21 protein-coding genes are annotated in these 21,854 nt (G+C 67.8%); 15 read left to right on the forward strand and 6 right to left on the reverse strand.

Annotated elements, in window-relative coordinates:
- The first annotated feature begins 422 nt into the window (after positions 1-422).
- The 3 genes from R9B84_RS06795 to R9B84_RS06805 all read left to right on the forward strand — a co-directional run bounded on the left by R9B84_RS06795 (position 423) and on the right by R9B84_RS06805 (position 4,257).
- Positions 423-1,190, forward strand: a complete 768-nt coding sequence (locus tag R9B84_RS06795; RefSeq protein ID WP_423759695.1) for a class II aldolase/adducin family protein — start codon at positions 423-425, stop codon at positions 1,188-1,190.
- 108 nt (positions 1,191-1,298) lie between these two features.
- On the forward strand, positions 1,299-3,128 hold the full coding sequence (locus R9B84_RS06800; RefSeq protein WP_423759696.1) for an acyl-CoA dehydrogenase: 1,830 nt from the start codon (positions 1,299-1,301) through the stop codon (positions 3,126-3,128).
- A gap of 148 nt (positions 3,129-3,276) precedes the next feature.
- Positions 3,277-4,257 carry an NADPH:quinone oxidoreductase family protein gene (locus R9B84_RS06805; protein WP_423759697.1) on the forward strand — a complete coding sequence of 327 codons (981 nt, stop codon included), beginning with the start codon at positions 3,277-3,279 and terminating at the stop codon, positions 4,255-4,257.
- 91 nt (positions 4,258-4,348) lie between these two features.
- Here R9B84_RS06805 and R9B84_RS06810 read toward each other — a convergent pair whose 3' ends face one another.
- Positions 4,349-5,266 (reverse strand): LysR substrate-binding domain-containing protein, encoded by a 918-nt coding sequence (locus R9B84_RS06810; protein ID WP_423759970.1) that lies wholly within the window; start codon positions 5,264-5,266, stop codon positions 4,349-4,351.
- 180 nt (positions 5,267-5,446) lie between these two features.
- Here R9B84_RS06810 and R9B84_RS06815 point away from each other — a divergent pair, with 180 nt between their 5' ends.
- From R9B84_RS06815 to wrbA, 3 genes are all read left to right on the forward strand, one after another.
- Positions 5,447-6,145: a pirin family protein gene (locus R9B84_RS06815; protein WP_423759698.1), complete on the forward strand. Its 699-nt coding sequence runs from the start codon at positions 5,447-5,449 to the stop codon at positions 6,143-6,145.
- Between the two features lie 54 nt (positions 6,146-6,199).
- Positions 6,200-6,616 carry a DoxX family protein gene (locus R9B84_RS06820; protein WP_423759699.1) on the forward strand — a complete coding sequence of 139 codons (417 nt, stop codon included), beginning with the start codon at positions 6,200-6,202 and terminating at the stop codon, positions 6,614-6,616.
- 171 nt (positions 6,617-6,787) lie between these two features.
- Complete coding sequence (gene wrbA / locus R9B84_RS06825; RefSeq protein WP_423759700.1) at positions 6,788-7,387, forward strand: NAD(P)H:quinone oxidoreductase; 600 nt, start codon at positions 6,788-6,790, stop codon at positions 7,385-7,387.
- A 147-nt stretch (positions 7,388-7,534) separates the two neighbouring features.
- Here the strand turns inward: wrbA and R9B84_RS06830 are convergent, their stop codons facing one another.
- A complete protein-coding gene (locus R9B84_RS06830) occupies positions 7,535-8,071 on the reverse strand; it encodes a PadR family transcriptional regulator (protein WP_423759701.1) in 537 nt (178 codons plus the stop codon).
- 150 nt (positions 8,072-8,221) lie between these two features.
- Between R9B84_RS06830 and R9B84_RS06835 the strand changes: the two genes are divergently transcribed.
- Positions 8,222-10,246 (forward strand): FAD-dependent oxidoreductase, encoded by a 2,025-nt coding sequence (locus R9B84_RS06835; RefSeq protein WP_423759702.1) that lies wholly within the window; start codon positions 8,222-8,224, stop codon positions 10,244-10,246.
- Between the two features lie 43 nt (positions 10,247-10,289).
- Positions 10,290-10,730: a nuclear transport factor 2 family protein gene (locus R9B84_RS06840; protein ID WP_423759703.1), complete on the forward strand. Its 441-nt coding sequence runs from the start codon at positions 10,290-10,292 to the stop codon at positions 10,728-10,730.
- Between the two features lie 86 nt (positions 10,731-10,816).
- Here R9B84_RS06840 and R9B84_RS06845 read toward each other — a convergent pair whose 3' ends face one another.
- Positions 10,817-11,323 (reverse strand): hypothetical protein, encoded by a 507-nt coding sequence (locus R9B84_RS06845; RefSeq protein WP_423760017.1) that lies wholly within the window; start codon positions 11,321-11,323, stop codon positions 10,817-10,819.
- Between R9B84_RS06845 and R9B84_RS06850 the strand changes: the two genes are divergently transcribed.
- Genes R9B84_RS06850 through R9B84_RS06865 form a run of 4 tightly spaced genes read left to right on the forward strand, consistent with a single transcriptional unit; the run spans position 11,241 to position 16,154 of the window.
- On the forward strand, positions 11,241-13,331 hold the full coding sequence (locus R9B84_RS06850) for a TonB-dependent receptor (RefSeq protein WP_423759971.1): 2,091 nt from the start codon (positions 11,241-11,243) through the stop codon (positions 13,329-13,331). The two genes, R9B84_RS06845 and R9B84_RS06850, sit on opposite strands and share 83 nt — an antisense overlap.
- Before the next feature lie 29 nt (positions 13,332-13,360).
- The gene (locus R9B84_RS06855) at positions 13,361-14,128 is read left to right on the forward strand and encodes an ABC transporter ATP-binding protein (RefSeq protein ID WP_423759972.1); all 768 of its coding nucleotides are present in this window, start codon (positions 13,361-13,363) and stop codon (positions 14,126-14,128) included.
- Positions 14,125-15,117, forward strand: a complete 993-nt coding sequence (locus R9B84_RS06860) for an ABC transporter substrate-binding protein (protein ID WP_423759704.1) — start codon at positions 14,125-14,127, stop codon at positions 15,115-15,117. The genes R9B84_RS06855 and R9B84_RS06860 overlap by 4 nt, the downstream gene beginning before the upstream one ends.
- Complete coding sequence (locus R9B84_RS06865) at positions 15,114-16,154, forward strand: FecCD family ABC transporter permease (RefSeq protein ID WP_423759705.1); 1,041 nt, start codon at positions 15,114-15,116, stop codon at positions 16,152-16,154. Before R9B84_RS06860 ends, R9B84_RS06865 begins: the two co-directional genes overlap by 4 nt.
- A gap of 53 nt (positions 16,155-16,207) precedes the next feature.
- On the opposite strand, the gene R9B84_RS06870 is transcribed toward R9B84_RS06865, so the two are convergent.
- Positions 16,208-17,584: an ATP-binding protein gene (locus tag R9B84_RS06870; protein WP_423759706.1), complete on the reverse strand. Its 1,377-nt coding sequence runs from the start codon at positions 17,582-17,584 to the stop codon at positions 16,208-16,210.
- Positions 17,585-18,310: a response regulator gene (locus R9B84_RS06875; RefSeq protein ID WP_423759707.1), complete on the reverse strand. Its 726-nt coding sequence runs from the start codon at positions 18,308-18,310 to the stop codon at positions 17,585-17,587.
- Between the two features lie 246 nt (positions 18,311-18,556).
- Between R9B84_RS06875 and R9B84_RS06880 the strand changes: the two genes are divergently transcribed.
- From R9B84_RS06880 to R9B84_RS06890, 3 genes are all read left to right on the forward strand, one after another.
- On the forward strand, positions 18,557-19,303 hold the full coding sequence (locus tag R9B84_RS06880; protein WP_423759708.1) for a MipA/OmpV family protein: 747 nt from the start codon (positions 18,557-18,559) through the stop codon (positions 19,301-19,303).
- A 321-nt stretch (positions 19,304-19,624) separates the two neighbouring features.
- Positions 19,625-19,954, forward strand: coding sequence for a hypothetical protein (locus R9B84_RS06885; RefSeq protein ID WP_423759709.1), 330 nt, complete (start codon positions 19,625-19,627; stop codon positions 19,952-19,954).
- 94 nt (positions 19,955-20,048) lie between these two features.
- Positions 20,049-20,528: a hypothetical protein gene (locus R9B84_RS06890; protein ID WP_423759710.1), complete on the forward strand. Its 480-nt coding sequence runs from the start codon at positions 20,049-20,051 to the stop codon at positions 20,526-20,528.
- Positions 20,529-20,559: 31 nt separating this feature from the next.
- Here R9B84_RS06890 and R9B84_RS06895 read toward each other — a convergent pair whose 3' ends face one another.
- Positions 20,560-21,777 carry a transglycosylase SLT domain-containing protein gene (locus R9B84_RS06895; RefSeq protein WP_423759711.1) on the reverse strand — a complete coding sequence of 406 codons (1,218 nt, stop codon included), beginning with the start codon at positions 21,775-21,777 and terminating at the stop codon, positions 20,560-20,562.
- Between the last annotated feature and the right edge of the window lie 77 nt (positions 21,778-21,854).

The raw sequence follows: 21,854 nt of genomic DNA on the forward strand, positions 1-21,854 counted from the left end.
GCATCGCGCGTTGCCGCGCGCCACACCGCGGCGAACCAGCGCGCATTTCCGCGCGCACACAAAAGCGCTTTTTTTTTTGAATGCCCGCTTCCCGATGTCGTGCCGCGCATGGATACGCCGGGGAATGCCCGCTCCGCATCTTCCTGAAATCTCGTCGAAGTCCGGCGCGTCGCGCTTCTCCGCGGTGGTTCAATCGACCGCGTACTCCGTCACCGATTGCCTGAAATTCCCGAATCGCCTCGATCCGATGGCAAATCCGAAATGGTTCGATAATGCGAGCGGCGATCCATGCGGACGAGCGGTTGACCGGGATGTCCTCGACATGTTGCGAAGGCAACCGGACGACGGCCTCGTTTGCGGCATCGGCCCGATCGTGTCCGCACGCGACACGGTCCACGAATCCCTGAACAAGGAGTGTCGACGTGGCCTCAACCGATGTCAGCCAGAAGCAGGCGGTCTCTCCCGCCGAATGGGATGCGCGAGTCAACCTGGCGGCGGCCTATCGCCTCACCGCGCTGTTCGGCTGGGACGATCTGGTGTTCACGCATATTTCCGCGCGCGTGCCCGGCCCGGAGCACCATTTCCTGATCAACCCGTACGGCATGATGTTCGACGAGATCACGGCGTCATCGCTGCTCAAGGTCGACCTCGACGGGCGCAAGGTGTCCGAGTCGCCGTACGAGATCAATCCGGCCGGCTTCACCATTCATAGCGCGGTGCATGCGGCACGCGACGACGCGCTGTGCGTGATGCATACGCATTCGATCAACGGCGTCGCCGTGTCGGCACAGGAAGCGGGCTTGTTGCCGCTGTCGCAGCAGTCGCTCGGCGTGCTGGCATCGCTCGGTTATCACGACTACGAGGGCATCGCGCTCAACGAGGGCGAGAAATCCCGCCTCGTGCGCGACCTGGGCGGCAACACGTACCTGATGCTGCGCAATCACGGGCTGTTGACCGTCGGCGCCACGCCGGCCGACGCGTTCGTCGCGATGTACTTCTTCGAAGCGGCGTGCATGATCCAGGTCCGCGCACAGGCCGGCGGCTCGGCGCTGCTGCCGATCGCGCAACCGATTCTCGACGGCATCAAGCAGCAGATCGCCGCGGTCACGAGAGGGATGGGCGCCGGGGCGCTCGTCTGGCCCGGGCTGCTGCGCCGGCTCGATCGACGTAATCCCGGATACGCCGAGTAGCGCGCCTGTCGTTGTTGTTTGCGAACGACCGTGCTAAATTCCTGCCAGCACTTGCAACCACGGATCCATTCATTCGGCTGACAAGGCCGGCACCCGGGAGGCAGCACGATGAGCCTGTTGATGTCGCGACGCGATCTTGCGTTCCTGTTATACGACTGGCTCGATGCCGAAGCGCTCGTCGCGCTGCCGCGTTATGCGGAGCACAGCCGCGAGACCTTCGATGCGGTGCTCGACACCAGCGAGCGGATTGCGACCGACCTGTTCGCGCCGCACGCAGCGCGCGGCGACCGCGAGGAGCCGCATTTCGACGGCGAACGCGTGACGCTGATCCCGGAAGTCGAGCCGGCCGTGCGTGCGTTTGCGGACGCCGGGCTGATCGCCGCGGGTCACGACGAAGCGCTCGGCGGCATGCGGTTGCCGAAGCTGGTCGAAGCCGCATCGTTCCTGTTCTTCCAGGCCGCAAATATTGCGACGGCCGCCTATCCGTTCCTGACCGTCGCCAACGCGAACCTGCTCGTCGCGCACGGTAGCCCCGCACAGATCGACGCGTTCGTGCGCCCGGAACTGGAAGGGCGTTTCCTCGGCACGATGTGCCTGTCGGAACCGCAAGCCGGTTCGTCGCTGTCCGACATCGCGACGCGCGCGGATTTCGAACGCGATTCGCCGCTGGGCCCGCGCTACCGGCTGACCGGCAACAAGATGTGGATTTCCGGCGGCGAACACGAGCTGGCGGAGAACATCGTCCACCTCGTGCTCGCGAAGATTCCCGACGAACACGGCCGCTTGCAGCCCGGCACGCGCGGCATCTCGCTGTTCATCGTGCCGAAGTACCTGCCGGGAACCGACGGCGGCGCAGCCGGCGAACACAACGATGTCGTGCTCGCCGGCCTGAACCACAAGATGGGCTATCGCGGCACGACCAACTGCCTGCTGAATTTCGGGGAAGGCACGCGCTATCGCCCGGAAGGGCGTGCGGGCGCGATCGGCTATCTGGTCGGCCGGCCGAATCACGGCCTTGCATACATGTTCCACATGATGAACGAGGCGCGTATCGGAGTCGGTGCAGGCGCGGTGGCGCTCGGCTACACGGGTTATCTGCACGCGCTCGACTACGCGCGCAACCGGCCGCAGGGGCGTCCGCTCGGGCCGGCCGGCAAGGATGCGGCCGCGCCGCAGGCACCGATCGTCGCGCATCCGGACGTGCGGCGGATGCTGCTTGCGCAGAAGGCCTATGTCGAAGGCGGCCTCGCGCTGATCCTGTATTGCGCGAAGCTGGTCGACGAAGGGCGCGCGCATGAAGATGCGGCGGTGCGCGCCCATGCCACGCGCCTGCTCGACATCCTGACGCCGATTGCGAAAAGCTGGCCGTCGCAGTGGTGTCTCGTGGCGAACGATCTCGCGATCCAGGTGCACGGCGGCTACGGCTACACGCGCGACTACGTGGTCGAGCGGCTCTATCGCGACAATCGTCTCAATCCGATTCACGAAGGCACGCACGGGATCCAGGCACTCGACCTGCTGGGCCGCAAGGTCGCGCAGGACGACGGCGCATTGCTGCACGCGCTCGACGAGCGGATCCGCGCGACCGTCGAATGCGCGCGGGCGCTGGATGCCGGCACGCGCGAGCAGGCCGATGCGCTGGCGCAGCGCTGGGCGCGGCTGTGCGAGCTCACGCAGCAGTTGGGCGCGATCGGCGATCCGCAGACGCGGCTCGCGAATGCGAGCGTCTATCTCGAAGCGTTCGGCCATCTCGTCGTTGCGTGGCTGTGGCTCGACGTGACGCTCGCCGCGCACGGACGTGACGGCGATTTCCACGACGGCAAGCGTGCGGCGGCCCGTTACTTTTTCCGCTGGGAATTGCCGAAGGTGGATGCGCAGCTCGATCTGCTGGCGAGTGTCGACACGACGACGCTCGACATGCACGACGCGTGGTTCTGAACGTTGCCACGCTGACATTCCGGAATGCTGACGATGTGGCGAATGCCGGTCCTGCCGGCCGCCGCGGATTCGTCGTGAACCGGCCGTGCGGGCGTATCCCGCAGACCGTACCGATGCCCGGCCACGCCGCGCAAGGAGAGAGGAGACCATGAAAGCCCTGTTGTGTACCGCATTCGGCCCGATCGACCGCTTGCGCATCGAGGACGTCGCGATTCCCGAACCGGCCGCGGGCCAGGTCCGGATTCAGGTGAAGGCGGCGTCGCTCAATTTCCCCGACGCGCTGATCGTCCAGGGGTTGTATCAGGTGAAGCCGGCGCTGCCGTTCTCGCCGGGTGCCGAGTTTGCCGGCGTGATCGATGCAGTCGGCGAAGGTGTGACCGCGTGGCGGCCCGGCGATTCGGTGGTCGCGTTCACCGGGCACGGCGGGTTCGCGGAACAGTGCGTGGCCGACGTGCACCAGATCGCCGCGCTGCCGCCGGGCATGACGTTCGAGCAGGGCGCGGCACTCGTGCTCGCCTACGGCACGTCGCTGCACGCATTGCAGCAGCGCGCGCGCCTGCAACCGGGCGAGACGCTGCTCGTGCTGGGCGCGGCGGGCGGCGTCGGGCTCGCGGCGATCGAGATCGCGAAGGCGCTCGGCGCGCGCGTGATCGCGGCGGCGTCGAGCGCGGACAAGCTGGCGCTGTGCCGCACCGCGGGCGCCGACGAGACGATCGACTACTCGACCGAAGACCTGCGCCGCCGCGTCGACGAACTGACCGGCGGGCGTGGCGCCGACGTCGTCTACGACCCGGTGGGCGGCGCCTACAGCGAGGCGGCGCTGCGCGCGACCGCGTGGCACGGCCGCTTCCTCGTGGTCGGTTTCGCGGCCGGCGAGATCCCGAAGATCGCGCTGAATCTTGCGCTGCTCAAGGAGCGCGATATTCTCGGCGTGTTCTGGGGTGACGCGGTGCGCCGCGACCCTGCGCAGCATGTCGCGAACATGCGCCTGGTCGCCGAATGGTTCGCGGTCGGCAAGGTGCGGCCCGCGATCACCGAGCGCGTGTCGCTGGCCGGCGCGGCCGACGCGATTGCGCGAATGGCGAACCGGCAGGTGAAGGGCAAGGTGGTGATCCTGCCGGACGCATGATCCGGGGCCGGTGTGCGGCGGCGCGATGCGCGCCGCGTGCGTCGTGACGGCACGCGTCGTCGCGACGCGTTTGCGGCCGTGCCGACGGCCGCTACCCGATCCGGTTCAGTTCCTCGAAGCCCGCGACGAGCGCGTCGAGCAGATGGCGAACGGCGGGCACCATGCCGCGGCGCGTCGGGAAGATCGCGTGAACGAGCGCCGTCGGTGCCCACAGCGCGGGCAGCAGGTGGAGCAGCCGGCCGGCCTGAAGATCGGCGCTCACCAGTTCGCGCGGCAATTCGGCGACGCCGATGCCGCCGAGCGCGGCAAGCCGCAGGCTCGCCAGATCGTCGGTTGCCAGCCGCGGCCGATGGGCGAAGGAGATCGCGCGCCCGTCGGCGTCCGTCAGACTCCACACGAAACGGTCGCCGCTGCTGGACGTTGAAACCGTTGGCCAGTCCTTCAGGCTGTCGATCGACTCGGGCGCAGGATAACGTGCGGCCAGCGCCGGGCTCGCGACGAGAATCCGGAACGACAGCCCCAGTTGTCGAACCGCGAGATCGGTGTTCTCCAGCGGCGGAACCCTGACGCGGATCGCGAAATCCAGCCCTTCCTCGACCACATCCACGCGCCGGTTGGTCGCATCGAGCAGCACCTGGACCTGCGGATTGTCCTCGATGTACCGCGCCAGAATCTCCGCGACACCGGAACTCAGCAACCCGACGGGGCAGCTGATGCGCACGGTGCCTTGCGGCTGCGTGCGCGTGCGATCCACGATGTCCTTCGCGGCCTTCGATTCCGCAACCAGCGCGACGCAATGCTGATGGAACTGCCGCCCGGTTTCCGTCAGCGACAGGCTCCGGCTCGTGCGATTGAGCAGCCGCACGCCGAGCTCCTCCTCGAGCGCGCGAATGCGCCGGCTGAGCTTCGACGTTTGCGCGCCGAGGCTGCGGGCGGCGGCCGTGAAGCTCCCGTGTTCGACCACTTCTGCAAAGAGCCGGAGATCGTTCAGATCGGCGATTGAGTTCATGACGACGGTTCCGTTCGACGAGATCGTTCTACTGGAAGCAATGATACGTTGCGATTCAGGAGATATGCGAGCGATCTTTGCGAAATTAGCATTCATCCAACGTTCGGTGCTTCGCAGATTCCGGCGAGGCGCCGCCAGGCAACCGCCCGTCGTGCGGGCAGCAGGAAAAAGGATGCGGACATGTTGGTTCATCGGCGTTGGGAATCACTGGATGCGGCGAATCATGGCTGGCTGCGCGCGAAATACCATTTCGCGGTCACGGCCGACGGCACGCCCGAGCACGCGCCGCTGGGCCCGCTGATCGTCTGGAACGACGACGAGATCGCAGTCGGCAGCGGGTTCCCGATGCACGGGCACCGCGACATGGAAATCATCACGTATGTGCGGCAAGGCGTGCTCGGCCATCGAGACACTTTGGGATCCGAAGGAACGATCGGTGCGGGCGACGTCCAGGTGATGAGTGCCGGCACGGGTATCCGTCATGCCGAGTTCAACCGGGGCGACCTGCCGCTCAAGGTCTATCAGATCTGGCTGCTGCCACGCGCAAGCGGCGGGGTACCCGGGTGGGATACGAAGCAGTTCCCCAAGGGCGACCGGTCCGGGCGTTTCGTCGTGCTGGCGAGCGGCTTTGCCGGCGACGCCGGCGCGCTGCCGATCCGTGCCGATGCCCGTGTGCTCGGCGCGACGCTGAAGGCGGGCGAGCGGGTCCGACAGGCGCTGGGCGTTTCGCGCCGCGCGTATCTTGTCGCGGCGTCGGGGCGCGTCGACGTGAACGGAGAACGCGTGGGGCCGCTCGATGGCGTCGCGATCACGAACGAGGCCGCGCTCGATATTGTCGCGGTCGAAGATTCCGAGCTGGTGATGGTGGACGCCGGCTGAGTGCCTTTATTTCCCAGTCCACCGAATCAATTCATTCAATTTCAGGAGTTCATCATGGATCGTTACACGTATCTTCCGCTTCTGGGCCGCATTCTGATCGGCGCGCCGTTTCTGATGAGCGGGTTGAGCAAGCTGGCCGCGCATGCGGCAACCGTCGGCTACATCGCCTCCGTCGGCCTGCCGGCGCCATCGCTCGCGTTCGTGGTCGCGGTGCTCGTCGAGGCGGGCGGCGGCCTGCTGCTGATGTCGGGTTATCGGGCCCGTCCGGTGGCGCTGGCGATGGCGCTGTTCAGTGTGGTGACCGCGGTGTTCTTCCACCACAACTTCGCCGACCAGAACCAGATGATTCACTTTCTGAAGAACGTGATGATGGCCGGCGGCCTGCTGCAGATCGCGTACTTCGGCGCGGGTGCATTCAGCCTCGATGCGCGGATCGGGGGCGCGGCATTGCGAATCGCACCGGCCGCGTGAGCCGAACGGGCCGATCCTCCGGGGCGGCCGGGCGCGTGGCCGGCCCGGTCGTCACGTCGGGATCACGCTCGGGGTATTCAGGCATCCATCCGGTCATGCAACGCAGCGTGCGTCGCTTGGCGCGCGCCGATTCCATCGCGACATCGTCGCGATGCTCATAAGGAGTTCAAAATGTCCAAGGTTCTTGTGCTGTATTACTCGTCGTACGGTCATATCGAGGCGCTGGCGGATGCGATGGCCGAAGGCGCACGCGCGGCGGGCGCCACGGTCGACGTCAAGCGGGTGCCGGAAACGGTGCCGGAGGCAGTCGCGCAGGCCGCGCACTTCAAGCTCGCCCAGCAGGCGCCGGTTGCGACGGTGGCCGAACTGGCCAACTACGACGCGATCATCGTCGGCACGCCGACCCGCTTCGGCCGCATCTCGTCGCAAATGGCGGCGTTCCTGGATCAGGCCGGCGGCCTGTGGCTGAGCGGTGCGCTGAACGGCAAGGTCGGCGGGGCGTTCACGTCGAGCGCAAGCCAGCACGGCGGCCAGGAAACCACGCTGTTCTCGATCATCACCAACCTGCTGCATTTCGGCATGACGATCGTCGGGCTGCCGTACAGCCACCAGGGGCAAATGACGCTCGACGAAATCGTCGGCGGCGCGCCGTATGGCGCGACCACGATCGCGGGCGGGCAGGGGCAGCGCGTGCCGAGCGCGATCGAGCTGGCCGGTGCGCGTCATCAGGGCGAACTGATCGCGCGCACCGCGAACAAGCTGTTCGATTGACGGTCGCCCGCCGTCGGCTTGGCGGGGCAGCCGCACTCCATCATTTGCCGATTCGGAACGGCTGACGATGAACGACGTGTCGAACGACGGCGGGCGGCAGGAGCATGTCGTGATGCATCCGCTCGATCCGGACGATGCGAACGCGGATCAGTCCTTCGGCAAACGCAGCACGTCGAGTGCGTTCTGCGAAAACTCGACCCAGAACCGCTCGTTCGCAATGCCGGCCTGCAGCACCAGATGCTGCAGGCGCTTCGTGCGCGATTCGTTGGGCTCCGAAAAATCGCGCGCCTCGATCTGCAGATACACATCGAGCTTCTCCTGGTGAAGCGCGATGCGCCGCGTGATTTCATCCTCGAGCCCGGCCGGACCGAGCACCGCTTCCGCGCGCAGGCGCACCATCAACGCTTCGCGCAGCGGTGTCGGGTCTTCCTGTTCGGCGATCCAGCGTCGCAGTTCCTTCTTGCCGGCCGGCAGGATCCGGTACGCGCGCTTGCGGCCGCGCCCCGATTCGGCGGGCAGCGATTCGATCCAGCCCGTTTCCTCGAGACGCCCCAGTTCGCGATAGATCTGCTGGTGCGTCGCCTGCCAGAAATAGCCGATCGAGCGATCGAAACGGTCGGCGAGTTCGGAGCCGGAACCGGGGCGTTCGGCGAGAGCGGTGAGGAGCGCGTGAGGCAGGGACATGTCGGATCGGAGGAGGCCGAGGAATGAACCGCATCTTGCCATATCGGGGCCACGGTACAAGCGGGTGCCCCTGTTTGTGCAACAGGTTGCATAAACGAAAACGGCGGACTACCATCTGTGCAACTTGTTGCATAAAAATGGAGACATCCGATGACGCCCCGTTATCCGCATTTGACGACCCCGCTCGAACTCGGCTTCACGTCGCTCAGGAATCGCGTATTGATGGGGTCGATGCACGTCGGCCTCGAGGAAGCGCCGAACGGTTTCGAGCGGATGGCGGCGTTCTATGCGGAACGCGCGCGCGGCGAGGCCGGCCTGATCGTCACGGGCGGATTCGCACCGAACGAGCGCGGACGTCCGGCGCCGGGCGGCGCGATGCTGACGACCGAAGCGGACGCCGAGCGTCATCGCGTCGTGACGCGCGCGGTGCATGCGGAAGGCGGCAGGATCGCGCTGCAGATCCTGCATTTCGGGCGCTACGCGTATCAGCCGGCGCTCGTCGCGCCCAGCGCGCTGAAGGCGCCGATCAATCCGTTCACGCCGCACGCGTTGAGCAGCGACGAAGTCGACGAGACGATCGCCGATTTCGTGCGATGCGCGGCGCTCGCGCAGCATGCGGGCTACGACGGCGTCGAGATCATGGGTTCCGAGGGCTACCTGATCAACGAATTCATCGCCGCGCGCACCAACCATCGCGACGACGCGTGGGGCGGCGCATACGAGCACCGCATCCGCTTCGCGGTCGAGATCGTGCGGCGCGTGCGCGAGCGGGTCGGCACGAATTTCATCGTCATCTACCGGCTGTCGATGCTCGATCTCGTCGAGGGCGGCTCGACGCTCGACGAGGTGATCCGGCTCGCGCAGGCGATCGAGGCGGCCGGCGCGACGATCCTCAATACCGGCATCGGCTGGCACGAAGCGCGCATTCCGACCATCGCGACCAAGGTGCCGCGCGCCGCGTACGCATGGGTGACGCGGCAACTGATGGGCAAGGTTGGCATTCCGCTCGTCGCGACCAACCGGATCAATACGCCGGAAGTCGCCGAGCAACTGCTCGCCGACGGCTATTGCGACATGGTGTCGATGGCGCGGCCGTTCCTCGCCGATGCCGAGTTCGTCCGCAAGGCGCGGGAAGGGCGCGCGGACGAAATCAACACGTGCATCGGCTGCAATCAGGCGTGCCTCGACCATACATTCAGCGGCAGGATCACGTCCTGTCTCGTGAATCCGCGCGCGTGCCATGAAACCGAACTCGTGATCCGCCCCGCGCGGCAGCGCAAGCGGATCGCGGTGGTCGGCGCCGGCCCGGCGGGCCTTGGCTTCGCGGTCACGGCGGCCGAACGCGGTCACGCGGTGACGCTGTACGAAGCCGGCGCCGAGATCGGCGGCCAGTTCAATATCGCGAAGCAGGTGCCCGGCAAGGAAGAGTTCAACGAAACGCTGCGCTACTTCCGCCGGCAGATCGAACTGCGCGGCGTGACGCTTCACGTCAATACGCGCGCGACCGCCGAGATGCTGCTGCAGGGCGAATTCGACGAAGTGGTGATCGCGACGGGCATCGTGCCGCGCATGCCGCCGATCGACGGCGTCGGGCACCCGAAGACGCTCGGCTATCTCGATGTGCTGCGCGACGGCAAGGCCGTCGGCCGCAACGTCGCGATCGTCGGCGCCGGCGGTATCGGCTTCGACGTGGCGGAATTCCTCGTCCATCGCGGCGACGGCACGCGCGTCGACGCCGAGCGGTTTTTCGCCGAATGGGGCGTCGACCGGTCGTATGCAAACGCCGGCGGCTTGCGCAATGCGCAGCCCGAACCGGCGGCGCGGCAGGTGCATCTGCTGCAGCGCAAGGCGTCGAAGGTCGGCGACGGGCTCGGCAAGACCACCGGATGGATCCACCGCACGGCGCTGAAGGCGCGCGGCGTCGGGATGTCGTCGGCGGTGACGTACCGTCGCATCGACGACGACGGATTTCACGTGACGATCGACGGCGTCGAACAGACGCTGCCGGTGGACAACGTAGTGATCTGCGCCGGACAGGAGCCGTTGCGCGAGCTGGCGGTGCAACTGGAAGCCGCAGGATGCAAGGTTCACGTGATCGGCGGCGCGCATGAAGCCGCCGAGCTCGACGCGAAGCGCGCGATTCACCAGGGCACGACGCTTGCCGCGGCCCTGTGAGACCGATGCGTTCCCTTTCCGCCCGACGATACAGGAGTCTTCGATGAGGCATTCACCGCTGCATGTTCAACCCGCTGTCGCGAAATCGCTCGACACTTGGCATGCGCTGATCGAGAGCAAGGATCTCGGCGCGCTGGAGTCGATCGTCCATCCGGACGCCGTGTTCCGTTCGCCGATGGCGTTCAAGCCGTACGGACCGGCGCCCGCGCTGTTGATGGCGCTGCGCACGGTGATCACGATCCTCGAGAATTTCACCTATCACCGCCAGTTCGTCGCCGACGACGGCAAGAACGTGGTGCTGGAGTTCAGCGCGAGCGTCGGCGACAAGGCGCTGAAGGGGATCGACATGATTCGCTTCGACGACGACGGGCGGATCGTCGAATTCGAGGTCATGATCCGGCCGTTCAATGCATTGCAAGCGCTCGGCGCGGAAATGGGCGCGCGGCTCGGGCAGCAGTTGCCGGCGTTCAAGGTCGGCGGCTGAGCCGCGCGATTGCGGGGCGACGGCGCAAAGTCCTGGCGTGACTGGGGCGTGGGCGACCGGCCTTGCGGTCGCCCACGCATGCATCGTCACACACTGCCCGCGCGCGCCAGCCGCTCGACGAACCAGTCGCAGACGAACGTGGTGCGCGCGGACGCATGGTTGTAGATCGTGTGCTCGCCGTCGTTCGCGGTGCGCAACCGGCAGCAGGGCGACACGCTGTGGGTGCGGTTCGGTTTTCCGCTGCAGGTGCGCCGTGGGAGCGAGGGGCGACGCAAGCTGACAAAACCCTGACGAAATGAATTGATATATTGTATCATCTGACGTTTTCGTCGCCGGCCGGCCGTGCGGGCAGCCCGGCCGGCGACGACACCACACGAAGATCGATACGACGTGACGAAATCCAGAAACAACCCGGCGCGCGGGGAGCGGCACCATGCCGTGTCGCGCCGGAACACCGGCGCCTGGCGCGCACGCGCGGCGCGCGGCTGCACGACCCTGCTGGGTTGCGCGATGGCGACCTCCGGCGCATTGGCCGCCGAAGCGGCAGCCCGCGCACCGGACGACCGGCACGCGTTGCCGGCGATCAGCGTCACTGCGCGTCCGGCGCCGGCCGACCCGTTGACGCAGCCGCTCGAAACGGGCTCGCGGCTCGGGCTGGCGAGCCTCGACACACCCGCGAGCGTCGAGACGGTCACGGCCGATACGATCGAAGCGCGCGGCGATCGCACCGTGCTCGATGCGGTCACGCGTACGGCTGGTTTCTCGAGTGCGATGGCGCCCGGCAACGGCGGCACCGCGTTGAGCGTGCGCGGCTTCAGCGGGCAGGAATCGGTGATGACGCTGCTCGACGGCGTGCGGCTGATGCCGGCGGCCGGCACGATCACGTTTCCTTTCGATACGTGGTCGGTCGAGCGCATCGACGTGCTGCGCGGCCCGGCGTCGGTGCTGTACGGCGAAGGGGCGATCGGCGGCGTCGTGAACGTCGTGCCGAAGCGGCCGCAGCGCACGCGCGAGACGACGCTGCAGGTCGGCATCGGCCTCGACGGCGCGAAGCGTGTCGCGTTCGATACGACGGGCGCGCTCGGCCCGCGGCTGTCGTACCGCTTCTACGCGAGCGATGCACGCGCGAACGGTCTCGCCGAGCGGGCCGATACGCATACGACGGCGATCGGCGGCGCGCTGAAGTTCGACGTGAGCCCGCAACTCACGCTGACGCTCGACTACGACTACGGCCGCCAGATGCCGGCGACGTACCATGGCGTGCCCGCGCCGAACGGCGTGCTCGATCCGTCGCTGCGCAAGCTCAACTACAACGTCGGCGACGCGACGATTTCCTACTACGACCAGTGGACCCGCCTGTCGGCCCGCTACCGTCCCACGGCCGGCGTGACGATCGACAACCAGCTCTACTACCTGACGTCGAACCGCCACTGGCGCAACGCCGAATCGTATGTGCTCGATCGTGCGACCGGGCTTGTGACGCGCGGCGATTATCTCGACATCGGCCACCATCAGCGGCAGATCGGCAACCGGCTGAGCGCGCGTTTCGACGGCACGCTGTTCGGCCGCGCGAACCGTTTCGTCGTCGGCACGGAGTTCAGCCAGATCACGTTCGACGGCACCAACAATTCGCCGTACGGCGGCGAATCGACGGTGGCCGCGCACGGCTTCGATCCCGGCGTGTTCACGAGCCCCGACCCGACGGTGCCGCAGTTCAGCACGCGGGCGCGGCAGGTCGCGGTGTTCGCCGAGAACCGGCTCGACATGCTGCCGCGACTCGCGTGGGTGAGCGGCCTGCGATACGACCACATCGCGTTCAGCCGGGAACAGGCGGCGACCGGCGCGGGTTTCGACAAGCGCTTCGCCAACGTCGGCTGGCGTACCGGTTTCGTGTTCGAAGTCGCGCCGACGCTCAGCGCATACGCGCAGTACACGACCGGCGCGGAGGGCCTCGGTTCGCTCGTGACGCTGCCCGCGTCGCAGGCGAACTACCGGCTCGCGACCGGCGAACAGTGGGAAGCCGGGCTCAAGCAGACGCTGCTCGACGGACGTGCGTACTGGACGTTTGCCGTGTACGACATCACGAAGCGCAACCTGCTCAGCACCGATCCGGTCAATCCCGCGCTGCGCCGGCAGGTCGGCCGGCAATCGTCGCGCGGTATCGAGCTGACGGGCGGCGCGCGGCTGCCGCACGGCTGGACGATCGATGCGAACGTCGCGCTGCTGCGCGCACGCTACGACGCGTTCAACCAGGTGGCAGGCGGCGCGACGGTGTCGCGGGCCGGCAACGTGCCGTCCAGCGTGCCGCAGCAGACGGCGAACCTGTGGCTCGGCTGGGCGTTCGCCGAGCGCTGGCAGGCGAATGCGGGCGTGCGCCATGTCGGCGCGACGTACGGCGACGATGCGAACCGCCTGCAGGTGCCGTCGTACACGGTGTTCGATGCGTCGCTGCGCTGGCGGCCGACTGCGCGCACCGAGCTGGCGCTGTATCTGCGCAATCTCGCGAATCGCACGTACGCGGTGACGACGTCGAACGGCGGCGAGCAGTGGCTGCTCGGTCCGTCGCGTTCGGCGGAGCTCGTCGCGACGATGCGTTTCTAGTGCGGCGCGGCGAGCCTCCCGTGACGCACATGCTCGACATCGATCGCGTGAGCTGGTCTCCCGGCGGTGCGATTACCGTGCTCGATTCGGTCACGCTGAGCGTTGCCGAAGGCGAGTTCGTCGGGCTGGTCGGCCCGAACGGCAGCGGCAAGACGAGCCTGCTGCGCTGTGTGTTCCGTTACGCGCGGCCCGATGCGGGCGCTGTCGCGCTCGATGCGCAGGACGTGTGGCGCATGCGGCCGCGTGCGGTCGCGCAGCGCATCGCGGTGCTGCAGCAGGAGACGCCGGACGATTTCGGGCTGACGGTCGACGAACTGGTCGGCATGGGCCGCACGCCGCACAAGCGGCCGTTCGATGCGGAGTCGGCCGACGATCGCCGGATCGTCGAATCCGCGTTGCACGACGTCGGCCTCGCCGCACGCCGCGCGCAACGCTTCGCGTCGCTGTCGGGCGGCGAGAAGCAGCGCGCGCTGCTGGCCCGTGCGCTCGCGCAGCAACCGGAACTGCTGCTGCTCGACGAACCGACCAACCATCTCGACCTGCGTCACCAGCTCGAACTGCTTGCGCGCGTGCGGCGCCTCGGCATCGCGACGCTCGCGACGATTCACGACCTCAATCTCGCGGCCGCGTATTGCGACCGGCTCCATGTGCTCGCGCACGGCCGGGTCGTTGCGTCCGGCGCGCCGGACGACGTGCTGACCGAAGCGCTGCTGCGCGACGTGTTCGGCGTCGCCGCGCTCGTCGATCGCCATCCCGTCACGGGCCGGCCGCGCATCACGCCGCTTCATCCGGAATGACCGTCATGCCATTACCTGCGTTGTCCTTCGTCTCCCGCCGGTTGGCTGCCGCCGCCGTGCTCGGCTGCGCGGCCGTTCACGCGCTCGCCTATCCCGTCACCGTGCGCAGTTGCGATCGCGACGTGACGTTCGAGCGCGCGCCGACGCGCGCGGTGAGCAACGACGTGAACCTGACCGAGATGATGCTCGTACTCGGCCTGAAGGACCGGCTCGTCGGCTATACGGGCATCGGCGGCTGGAAGACGGGCACCGCGCGCGTGCGCGACGCATTGCGCGGCGTGCCCGAACTGGCGAGCCAGTATCCGTCGCTCGAGGTGCTGGCCGCCGCGCGCACCGACTTCTATCTCGCGGGCTGGAACTACGGGATGCATGTCGGCGGCGCGGTGACGCCCGCGACGCTCGCGCCGTTCGGCATCCGCACGTATGAATTGACCGAATCGTGCTCGCACGTGATGAAGCAATCGGCCGCGTCGTTCGACGACGTGTTCCGCGACCTGCACAATCTCGGCCGGATCTTCGGTGTCGAGGCGCGCGCCGTGCAGGTCGTTACCGCGATGCGCGCACGTCTCGCGACCGTGTCGCGCACGATCGGGCGCCCGGCGCCGCTGCGTGTGTTCGTCTACGACAGCGGCACCGACAAGCCGATGACGGCGGGCGCGCTCGCGATGCCGACCGCGTTGCTGGCGGCGGCGGGCGCGCGCAACGTGATGGACGACGTGCCGCGCAGCTGGACGCAGGTGAACTGGGAGAGCGTGGTGGCGCGCGATCCGCAGGTGATCGTGATCGTCGACTATTCGGCGGTGACGGCCGCGCAGAAGCAACAGTTCCTGCTGAGCCAGCCGGCGCTCGCGCGCGTGGCCGCGATTCGCGACCGGCGCTTCGTCGTGATTCCGTACGACGCGGCGACGCCGGGCCCCGAGAACGTCGCGGCCGTCGAGATGCTCGCGCGCGCGCTGTATCCGGCCGCGTTCGCCGGGCCGGCGCGATGAGCGCGGCCGTGCATGCGTCGCGGCCCGGCATGCGCGCGGTGCTGCCGGCGCTGGCCGGGCTGCTGATCGTGTCGATCGTCGTGTCGGCTGCGTTCGGTCCCGCGCCGATCGCGATGCCGGTCGCAGCGCGGATCGTCGCCACGCATATCGCGTCGGCGTTCGGTGCTGCGGGCGCCGTCGTTGCGGGCGCCGGCGACGACAGCATCGTGTGGCTGATCCGGATGCCGCGTGCGCTGCTGGCCGCGATTGTCGGCGCAACGCTGGCGGCGGTCGGCGTCGCGTTGCAGGCGGCGACCGCGAACCGCCTCGCCGATCCGCACCTGCTCGGCGTGAGCGCGGGCGCGATGCTCGGCGCCGTCGCGGTCACGGTGGTGGCCGGCGCGGCGTTCGGCCCGTTCACGTTGTCGGCCGCTGCATTCGCGGGCGCGCTCGCGGCAACCGCGTGCGTCATCGCGCTCGCTTACCGGCGCGGCCGGCTCGAATCGGATCGCTTGCTGCTCGCGGGCGTATCGGTGTCGTTCATGATGGCCGCGTTCGGCAACCTGCTGCTGTATCTCGGCGATCAACGCGCCGCATCGTCGGTGCTGTTCTGGATGCTCGGCGGCGTCGGCCTCGCGCGCTGGGATCTGCTGCCGGTGCCGGCCGTGTGCGCGGCACTCGCCGGCGGCGTGCTGTATGCGCGACGGCGCGAACTGAATGCGCTGATGTCGGGCGATGTCGCGGCGGCCGCGCTCGGCGTGCCGAGCGCGCGGATGCGGCGCGAGGTGTTTGTCGTCGCGTCGTTCGCGACGGGCGCGATGGTCGCGGTGAGTGGCGCGATCGGCTTCGTCGGGCTCGTGACGCCGCATCTGTGCCGTCGCGTCGTCGGCGCCGAGCACGGCAGGCTGCTGCCGGTCGCCGCGCTGACGGGCGCGATCCTGCTCGTGTGGGCCGATGTCGCGGCCCGCACGCTCGCGGCGCCGGAGGATTTGCCGATCGGCATCGTGACCGCGCTGTTCGGCAGCCTGTTCTTCGTCGCGTTGCTGCGCCGCCGCTGAGCGGTAGCGGGCACACCGTCAGGCGAGGGCGGGGCGGTGCCTCGTCGTGCGCTTCAGCGCGGCGGTGTGGCCGTGCTCGTGCTGTCGCCGGGCGCGTCGGCGTGGGCGAGGTCTCCCGCCGCGTCGAGGAAGCTGTCCGGCAGGGTTCGCGCGGGCAGGGTGATCACGAAGCGTGCGCCGCCAAGCGGCGAATCCTCGAGCCGCACTTCGCCGCCATGCACCAGCGCAACGCGCCGCACGATCGCGAGCCCGAGCCCGAAGCCGCCGGTCTGCCGGTCGCGGCTGGAGTCGAGCCGCTGGAACGGTTCGAACACGCGGGCGCGCTCGGCGGCCGGAATGCCGGGGCCGTCGTCGTCGACGCTCAGCACGAGCGCGCCGGACCCGTCGCCGGCAGCGGCCAGCAGCACCTTGCGCTGCGCGTAGCGCGCGCCGTTGCGGATCAGGTTCAGCAGTGCGCGGGCGACGAGCTTCGGATCGCATACGTGGGTCGCGGGCGCATCGAGCGTCGACACGTCGAGTGCAATCCCGAGATCGGCGAGGTCGTTCGCGACGTTGCCGGCGACGCTGTCGATCAGCGCATCGACGACGACCTCCATCGGCGCGAGCTGGCTCGCGCCCTGTTCGAGCCGGCCGATCGTCAGCAGCTCGGTGACGAGCTCGTCGAGTTCGCGCACGTCGCGCCGCAGCGCGTCGCGGCGTTCGCGCATCCGTTCCGTCTCATCGGGTTCGGCGAGCAGCGCGAGCCCGAATTCGAGCCGCGCGAGCGGCGTCTTCAGTTCATGCGAGATGCCGTGCATCATTTCGCGCTGCTGCTTGATCGACGCCTCGATGCGTTCGGCCATGTCGTTGAACTGCTGCGACAGCTCGTCGATGTTCGACTTGCCCGACAGCTTCACGCGCGTCGACAGCGTGCCGGCGCCGAATGCGCGTGCGGCCTCCTGCAGCTTGCGCAGGTCGCGCCAGTGATAGTGAATCCACAGCACCACCGCGAACAGCGTGGCGAGCGCGAGCAGCAGGTACGCATAGATCTTGATGTCGAGATCGGAGGCTTCGATGGGACGCGCGTGCAGCACCGAGCCGTCCGCGAGCGGCATGTAGTAATCCTTGCCGTTGTAGCTGATCGCGATCCTGCCGGCATCGAGATCGCGCAGCGGCGCGCCGCTCAATTGCGCACGGGCGTCGGCCATCGACATGAATCCGAACCCTTCATTGCCGTGTTTCGCGAGCTCGCGCAGCGCGAGCAGGCGCTGCCCGCCCGGATGGCGTTCGAGGTAGTCGTTGAGCACGAACGAGTAGGTCGTCAACGAGTCGCGCTGCGCCTGCGCGCCGCGCTCGTAGAAGATCCGGTCGAACGACAGCTGGATGAACACGATCGACGCGGCGACGAACAGGATCACGACGAGGTACAGCCTGATCAACGGACGCAGCATTTATTCGTCCCACGCGGAAGGGCTGAACAGGTAGCCGCGGCCCCAGATCGTCTTGATCTTGTGCGGCTCCGATGAAGCATCCTCGAAGCGGCGGCGCAGCTTCGAGATGCCGGAATCGACCGAGCGGTCGAGCCCGTCGAACTCGATTCCGCGCAACTGCTTCAGGATGTCGTCGCGGCTCAGCACGGTGCCGGCCGCGCGCGCGAGGATCAGCAGCAGGTTGAATTCGGCGGTCTTCAGGTCGACCGGCTCGCCGCGCCACGTGACGGTGCGGTTCGGCGGCGAGATCGACAGTTCGCCGAACACGAGCGCTTCGGGTGCGGCAACCGGCGCTTCCGCGGCGGCCGGCTGCACGCGGCGCAGCAGCGCGCGAGCGCGTGCGACGAGCACGCGCGGCTCGATCGGCTTCGTCACGTAGTCGTCGGCGCCCGTCTCGAGGCCGGCGACCTGGTCGTAGACGTCCGCGCGCGCGGTCAGGATCAGCACGGGGAGGTTGGTGAACGCACGGATGCGCCGGCAGACTTCCATGCCGTCGAGGTTCGGCAGCATCAGGTCGAGTATCACGAGGGCCGGCTGGTGCTCGCGTACCGCCGCGACGGCGAGGTCGCCGCGCCGCACGACCGTCACCGCGAATTCATAACCGTCGAGGTATTCGCGGACGAGCTGCGCGAGGCGGTCGTCGTCCTCGATCAGCAGTACACGGTATTTGAGCGGATTGTCGTTCATGGGCTCCTCAGGATGCGCGCGCGATCTCGTACCCCGGCAAGCCGGGATGCGGCGCGGCACGCGAATTCTATCCGGCGTACCGGCGGCCCGGGCGGCGGTACGACAATCTCGAACAATCGAACACAATTGCGCACAGATTCGACGCAGATTCAGGACAGTCTCGGCGCAGGGCGGCACCTAGACTGCGGGCTCCGTCACTCCTATCTCAATATTGTGCGCCCAATACTCCGCCGCTACCGCTATTGCATGCCGCTCGCCGGCCTGACCCTCGCCGCCGCCGCTCACGCGGAAAACCAGTACTCGATCTCGCTCGGCGGCGGTGTTGCGCCGCGCTACCAGGGCAGCAACCAGTATCGCGGCGTCGTCGCGCCGTCGTTTTCCGCCACGTTCGGCAACGGCTTCTTCATCGACGCTACGCAGGGCGCCGGCTACCGGCTGGATCTGCCGCACGGCGTGTTCGTGTCGGCGGCGGTGAGCTACGATGCGGGCCGCACGGACGAGAACCGTTTCGACCTGCCGGGTTCCGACTACCTGAAGGGCATGGGCCGGATCCCGGGCTCGGTGCTGGTCGGCGTGCGCGCGGGCGTGACGCTCTTCAATGCGGCCGAACTGAGCGTCACGATCGATACACCCGTGACACACACGTCGCGCGGCGTGTCGGGGCACATGGATCTCGCGGTGCCCGTGTTCAAGACCGCGCAGCACGAGATCGTCGTGACGGGCACCGTTCACGCGGGTTCGGGACGCTATACGCAGACGTTCTACGGTGTGACCGACGCACAGTCGATGACGAGCCGGTTCCGGCCGTATTCGACCAGCGGCGGGATCGACAGCGCGTCGATGGCGGTCGCGTGGAACTGGAACCTGTCGCAGCACTGGTCGGTGCTCGCGACTGGCGGCGTGACGCGGCTGCTCGGCCGCTACGGCGACAGCCCGATCGTCCAGTCGCGCAGCAACTACTTCGGCATGGCGGGCGTGACCTACACGTTCTGAACGGGCCGCCGACATCGATCCCGAATGCCGCGTTGCGTTGGCGTGCATGGGCCGGTGCGATCGATCCGCGCGCACCGCGCGATGCGTCGGTGCCGCGCCGTAGCGGCTGATCGCGTGCGGTAACATGCAGGCGGCTCCGGCGTTGGGCCGGGCCCGCGACTCCGGTACGCCGAATCGGCGCGGACGGGGCGCGCGAGGCCGCGATTCGCTGGCCGGCATCCTCGGGAAACGGCTGGCGACGCGCGGAACCGCTCATGCATGCAACGCCCGGTCGGCGAGGAACGCCGCATCTGCTCCGCCGGGCGCGAAAGGGAGAAATCGATGAAGAAGACGATCGCGATGATGATGGCGCTGGTTGCGGGCGCAACGTTTGCGGGATGTGCGGACATGAACACGACAATCACGAGCGCGGGCAGCACGCCGGCGAATGGCGGGCAGGCGGGCGCGTCGCAGGCATGCAAGGCGGACGCGGGGCAGGACGATGCGCTGGTCGGCAAGACCGAGGCCGATGCGGCCGCGCAACTCGACGGCTGCCTGTGGCGTGTGCTCGAGCGCGACGGCAAGGCGTTGCCGGGCACGATGGATTACCGGCAGGAGCGCCGCAATCTCGGCATTCGCGACGGGAAGGTGATCTGGGTGCGGCGCGGGTGATGGATTGCGCCGGATTGACGCGCGCGAATGCGCAAGCGAGTGTCGTTGATGTGCATGCGGTGCCCGGCATTGCCGCGTTGGCGAGAGGGTATCGATGACACTCAAGGCCGGTGCATACGCTTTGGCGTTGGCGATACTGGGCGTGCTCGTCGGATGCGGGCGGCATGACGGCGAAGCATCGACACAATCGCGTGCGGTGTGCATCACCGGATATAACGAGTACGACCGCAAGCTCCACGAGTTCTGGCTCGACAACGAACACAAGTCGGGATGCTTCGGCAATCCTTCGGCGCGGGATGCGGGCGAGGCATTTGGCGGTGGCGGCGGGTTCGCATGCGGCTGCAAGGTCAGGCCGAAGCAGACGGTGAAACTGTCATGGGTGTTCGCGCAACCGCTGGCCGACATCCAGCGTGGCGTCCCGGCGGAGCACCGGACGATCGACGTGACGATTCCGCAGCCGGAATCGTCGACGTCGCGTTATCTGCGCGTGTATTTCCGGAAGAACGGCACGGCCGAACTGCAGTGGGTGGACGACATGAACGCACCCGAACTGCCGCCGACCCGCGAGAAATGATCGCCGCGACACGCGTGCGATCGAGTGCGCGTTATTTCGAGATGTACCACAGCGCATCGGTGCTGACGCGCGAAGGCTGAGCGGCGGTAGCCGGTGCCTGAGCCGGTGCGGCCGGCGGCGTGTTCGACGTCACGGCCGTCGGCAGCGTGGCGGGAATATTCGATGTCGATGGCGATGCCGCCGCCGACCCCGACGTCGACGGCGTGTTCAGATACCAGAGCGCATCGGCCGAGGCCGTGCGTTTCGTCGCCGGATTGGCCGCCGTAGTCGCTGCGGCATCGGCGGGCTTCTTCGAATTCGAAGCAGCCGCCGTTGCCGCACCCGGCCGCTGCGTAGCCGTACCCGTCTGCGCGGTCATGCCCGCGTCGCCGGCCGCGCCACGCTGCGCGCGCGCCTCGAACGGCCCGAGCTGAAAGATTAACGTTTGCGCGGGACGCGTCAGAACGGCATACGGAAACTGCAGCTCCCACGACATCAGCACGCGGCCCGACGACGTTTCGGTGAAGATCGCCGGCATGTGCTTCATGTCGCTGAACTGCACGTAGATCCGCGCACCGTCGTCGAAGACCTGGGTCGGCTTCGCCTGGTCCGCGCCCGTGACCGACCATCCGAAGTTGTACGTACCGGCCGGGCCGGCGGGGCCGCCCTGCGGCGGCGGCGCGGCCGGCGATACCGTGCGCGGGCGCGTGACCTGCGGCGCCGCGACGCTCAGGCTCGCGAACGGGTTGTACGCCTGTTGCTGTTGCGGCGGCGTAAAGGACGGTGGAAGGATGGGCATGGGAGTATCCGGCGAATCCGGCATGGTCCGGATTGCATCATAGACCTTGCGCGCATACGCGAGGCGCTTGTCGGGCGACGCGGAGTTGTACGCGCCGATCGCGTTCCAGTTGGGACCGAGCTGGCGGATGTTCTGCGACAGGATCCACGCGCCGACATACGCGTTCGTGCACGGATCGAACAGGCTCTGCTGCGTGATGCCTTCGCGCGCGAGCGTCGGCAGCCACGTGCTGTTGATCTGCATCAGGCCGATGTCGAACGTGCCGTTCGTATTCTTATTGACGGCGTTCGGATTCATCCCCGATTCGACCTGCGCGATACCGCGCATCAGGCTGACGCTCACGTGCTGGAACGCGGCCGCGTCGTCGAGGCAATCGGCGCGCGCGACGCCGTGCAGCACGCACGACATCGCAATCGTCGAGGCGACCTTCAGCGTTTCGCGGCTGATCGAACGGGTTGTCTGACACGGCATGGCAGGATGGGGCGGAATCCGGCCGCCCGGTGCAAGGAAATTACGCGAGACGCGAAGTGTGCCATAGCGAGCAGACA

It is taken from the genome of Burkholderia sp. NLJ2, from assembly GCF_049487195.1.
GTDB classification, from domain to species: Bacteria; Pseudomonadota; Gammaproteobacteria; order Burkholderiales; family Burkholderiaceae; genus Burkholderia; species Burkholderia pyrrocinia.

Excerpts from the sequence above, each read along its gene's own strand:
- R9B84_RS06800 (WP_423759696.1), top strand. The coding sequence starts at position 1,299 with ATGAGCCTGTTGATGTCGCGACGCGATCTTGCGTTCCTGTTATACGAC.
- R9B84_RS06805 (WP_423759697.1), top strand. The coding sequence starts at position 3,277 with ATGAAAGCCCTGTTGTGTACCGCATTCGGCCCGATCGACCGCTTGCGC.
- R9B84_RS06810 (WP_423759970.1), bottom strand. The coding sequence starts at position 5,266 with ATGAACTCAATCGCCGATCTGAACGATCTCCGGCTCTTTGCAGAAGTG.
- R9B84_RS06815 (WP_423759698.1), top strand. The coding sequence starts at position 5,447 with ATGTTGGTTCATCGGCGTTGGGAATCACTGGATGCGGCGAATCATGGC.
- R9B84_RS06820 (WP_423759699.1), top strand. The coding sequence starts at position 6,200 with ATGGATCGTTACACGTATCTTCCGCTTCTGGGCCGCATTCTGATCGGC.
- wrbA (WP_423759700.1), top strand. The coding sequence starts at position 6,788 with ATGTCCAAGGTTCTTGTGCTGTATTACTCGTCGTACGGTCATATCGAG.
- R9B84_RS06830 (WP_423759701.1), bottom strand. The coding sequence starts at position 8,071 with ATGTCCCTGCCTCACGCGCTCCTCACCGCTCTCGCCGAACGCCCCGGT.
- R9B84_RS06835 (WP_423759702.1), top strand. The coding sequence starts at position 8,222 with ATGACGCCCCGTTATCCGCATTTGACGACCCCGCTCGAACTCGGCTTC.
- R9B84_RS06840 (WP_423759703.1), top strand. The coding sequence starts at position 10,290 with ATGAGGCATTCACCGCTGCATGTTCAACCCGCTGTCGCGAAATCGCTC.
- R9B84_RS06850 (WP_423759971.1), top strand. The coding sequence starts at position 11,241 with ATGGCGACCTCCGGCGCATTGGCCGCCGAAGCGGCAGCCCGCGCACCG.
- R9B84_RS06855 (WP_423759972.1), top strand. The coding sequence starts at position 13,361 with ATGCTCGACATCGATCGCGTGAGCTGGTCTCCCGGCGGTGCGATTACC.
- R9B84_RS06860 (WP_423759704.1), top strand. The coding sequence starts at position 14,125 with ATGACCGTCATGCCATTACCTGCGTTGTCCTTCGTCTCCCGCCGGTTG.
- R9B84_RS06865 (WP_423759705.1), top strand. The coding sequence starts at position 15,114 with ATGAGCGCGGCCGTGCATGCGTCGCGGCCCGGCATGCGCGCGGTGCTG.
- R9B84_RS06870 (WP_423759706.1), bottom strand. The coding sequence starts at position 17,584 with ATGCTGCGTCCGTTGATCAGGCTGTACCTCGTCGTGATCCTGTTCGTC.
- R9B84_RS06875 (WP_423759707.1), bottom strand. The coding sequence starts at position 18,310 with ATGAACGACAATCCGCTCAAATACCGTGTACTGCTGATCGAGGACGAC.
- R9B84_RS06880 (WP_423759708.1), top strand. The coding sequence starts at position 18,557 with ATGCCGCTCGCCGGCCTGACCCTCGCCGCCGCCGCTCACGCGGAAAAC.
- R9B84_RS06885 (WP_423759709.1), top strand. The coding sequence starts at position 19,625 with ATGAAGAAGACGATCGCGATGATGATGGCGCTGGTTGCGGGCGCAACG.
- R9B84_RS06890 (WP_423759710.1), top strand. The coding sequence starts at position 20,049 with ATGACACTCAAGGCCGGTGCATACGCTTTGGCGTTGGCGATACTGGGC.
- R9B84_RS06895 (WP_423759711.1), bottom strand. The coding sequence starts at position 21,777 with ATGCCGTGTCAGACAACCCGTTCGATCAGCCGCGAAACGCTGAAGGTC.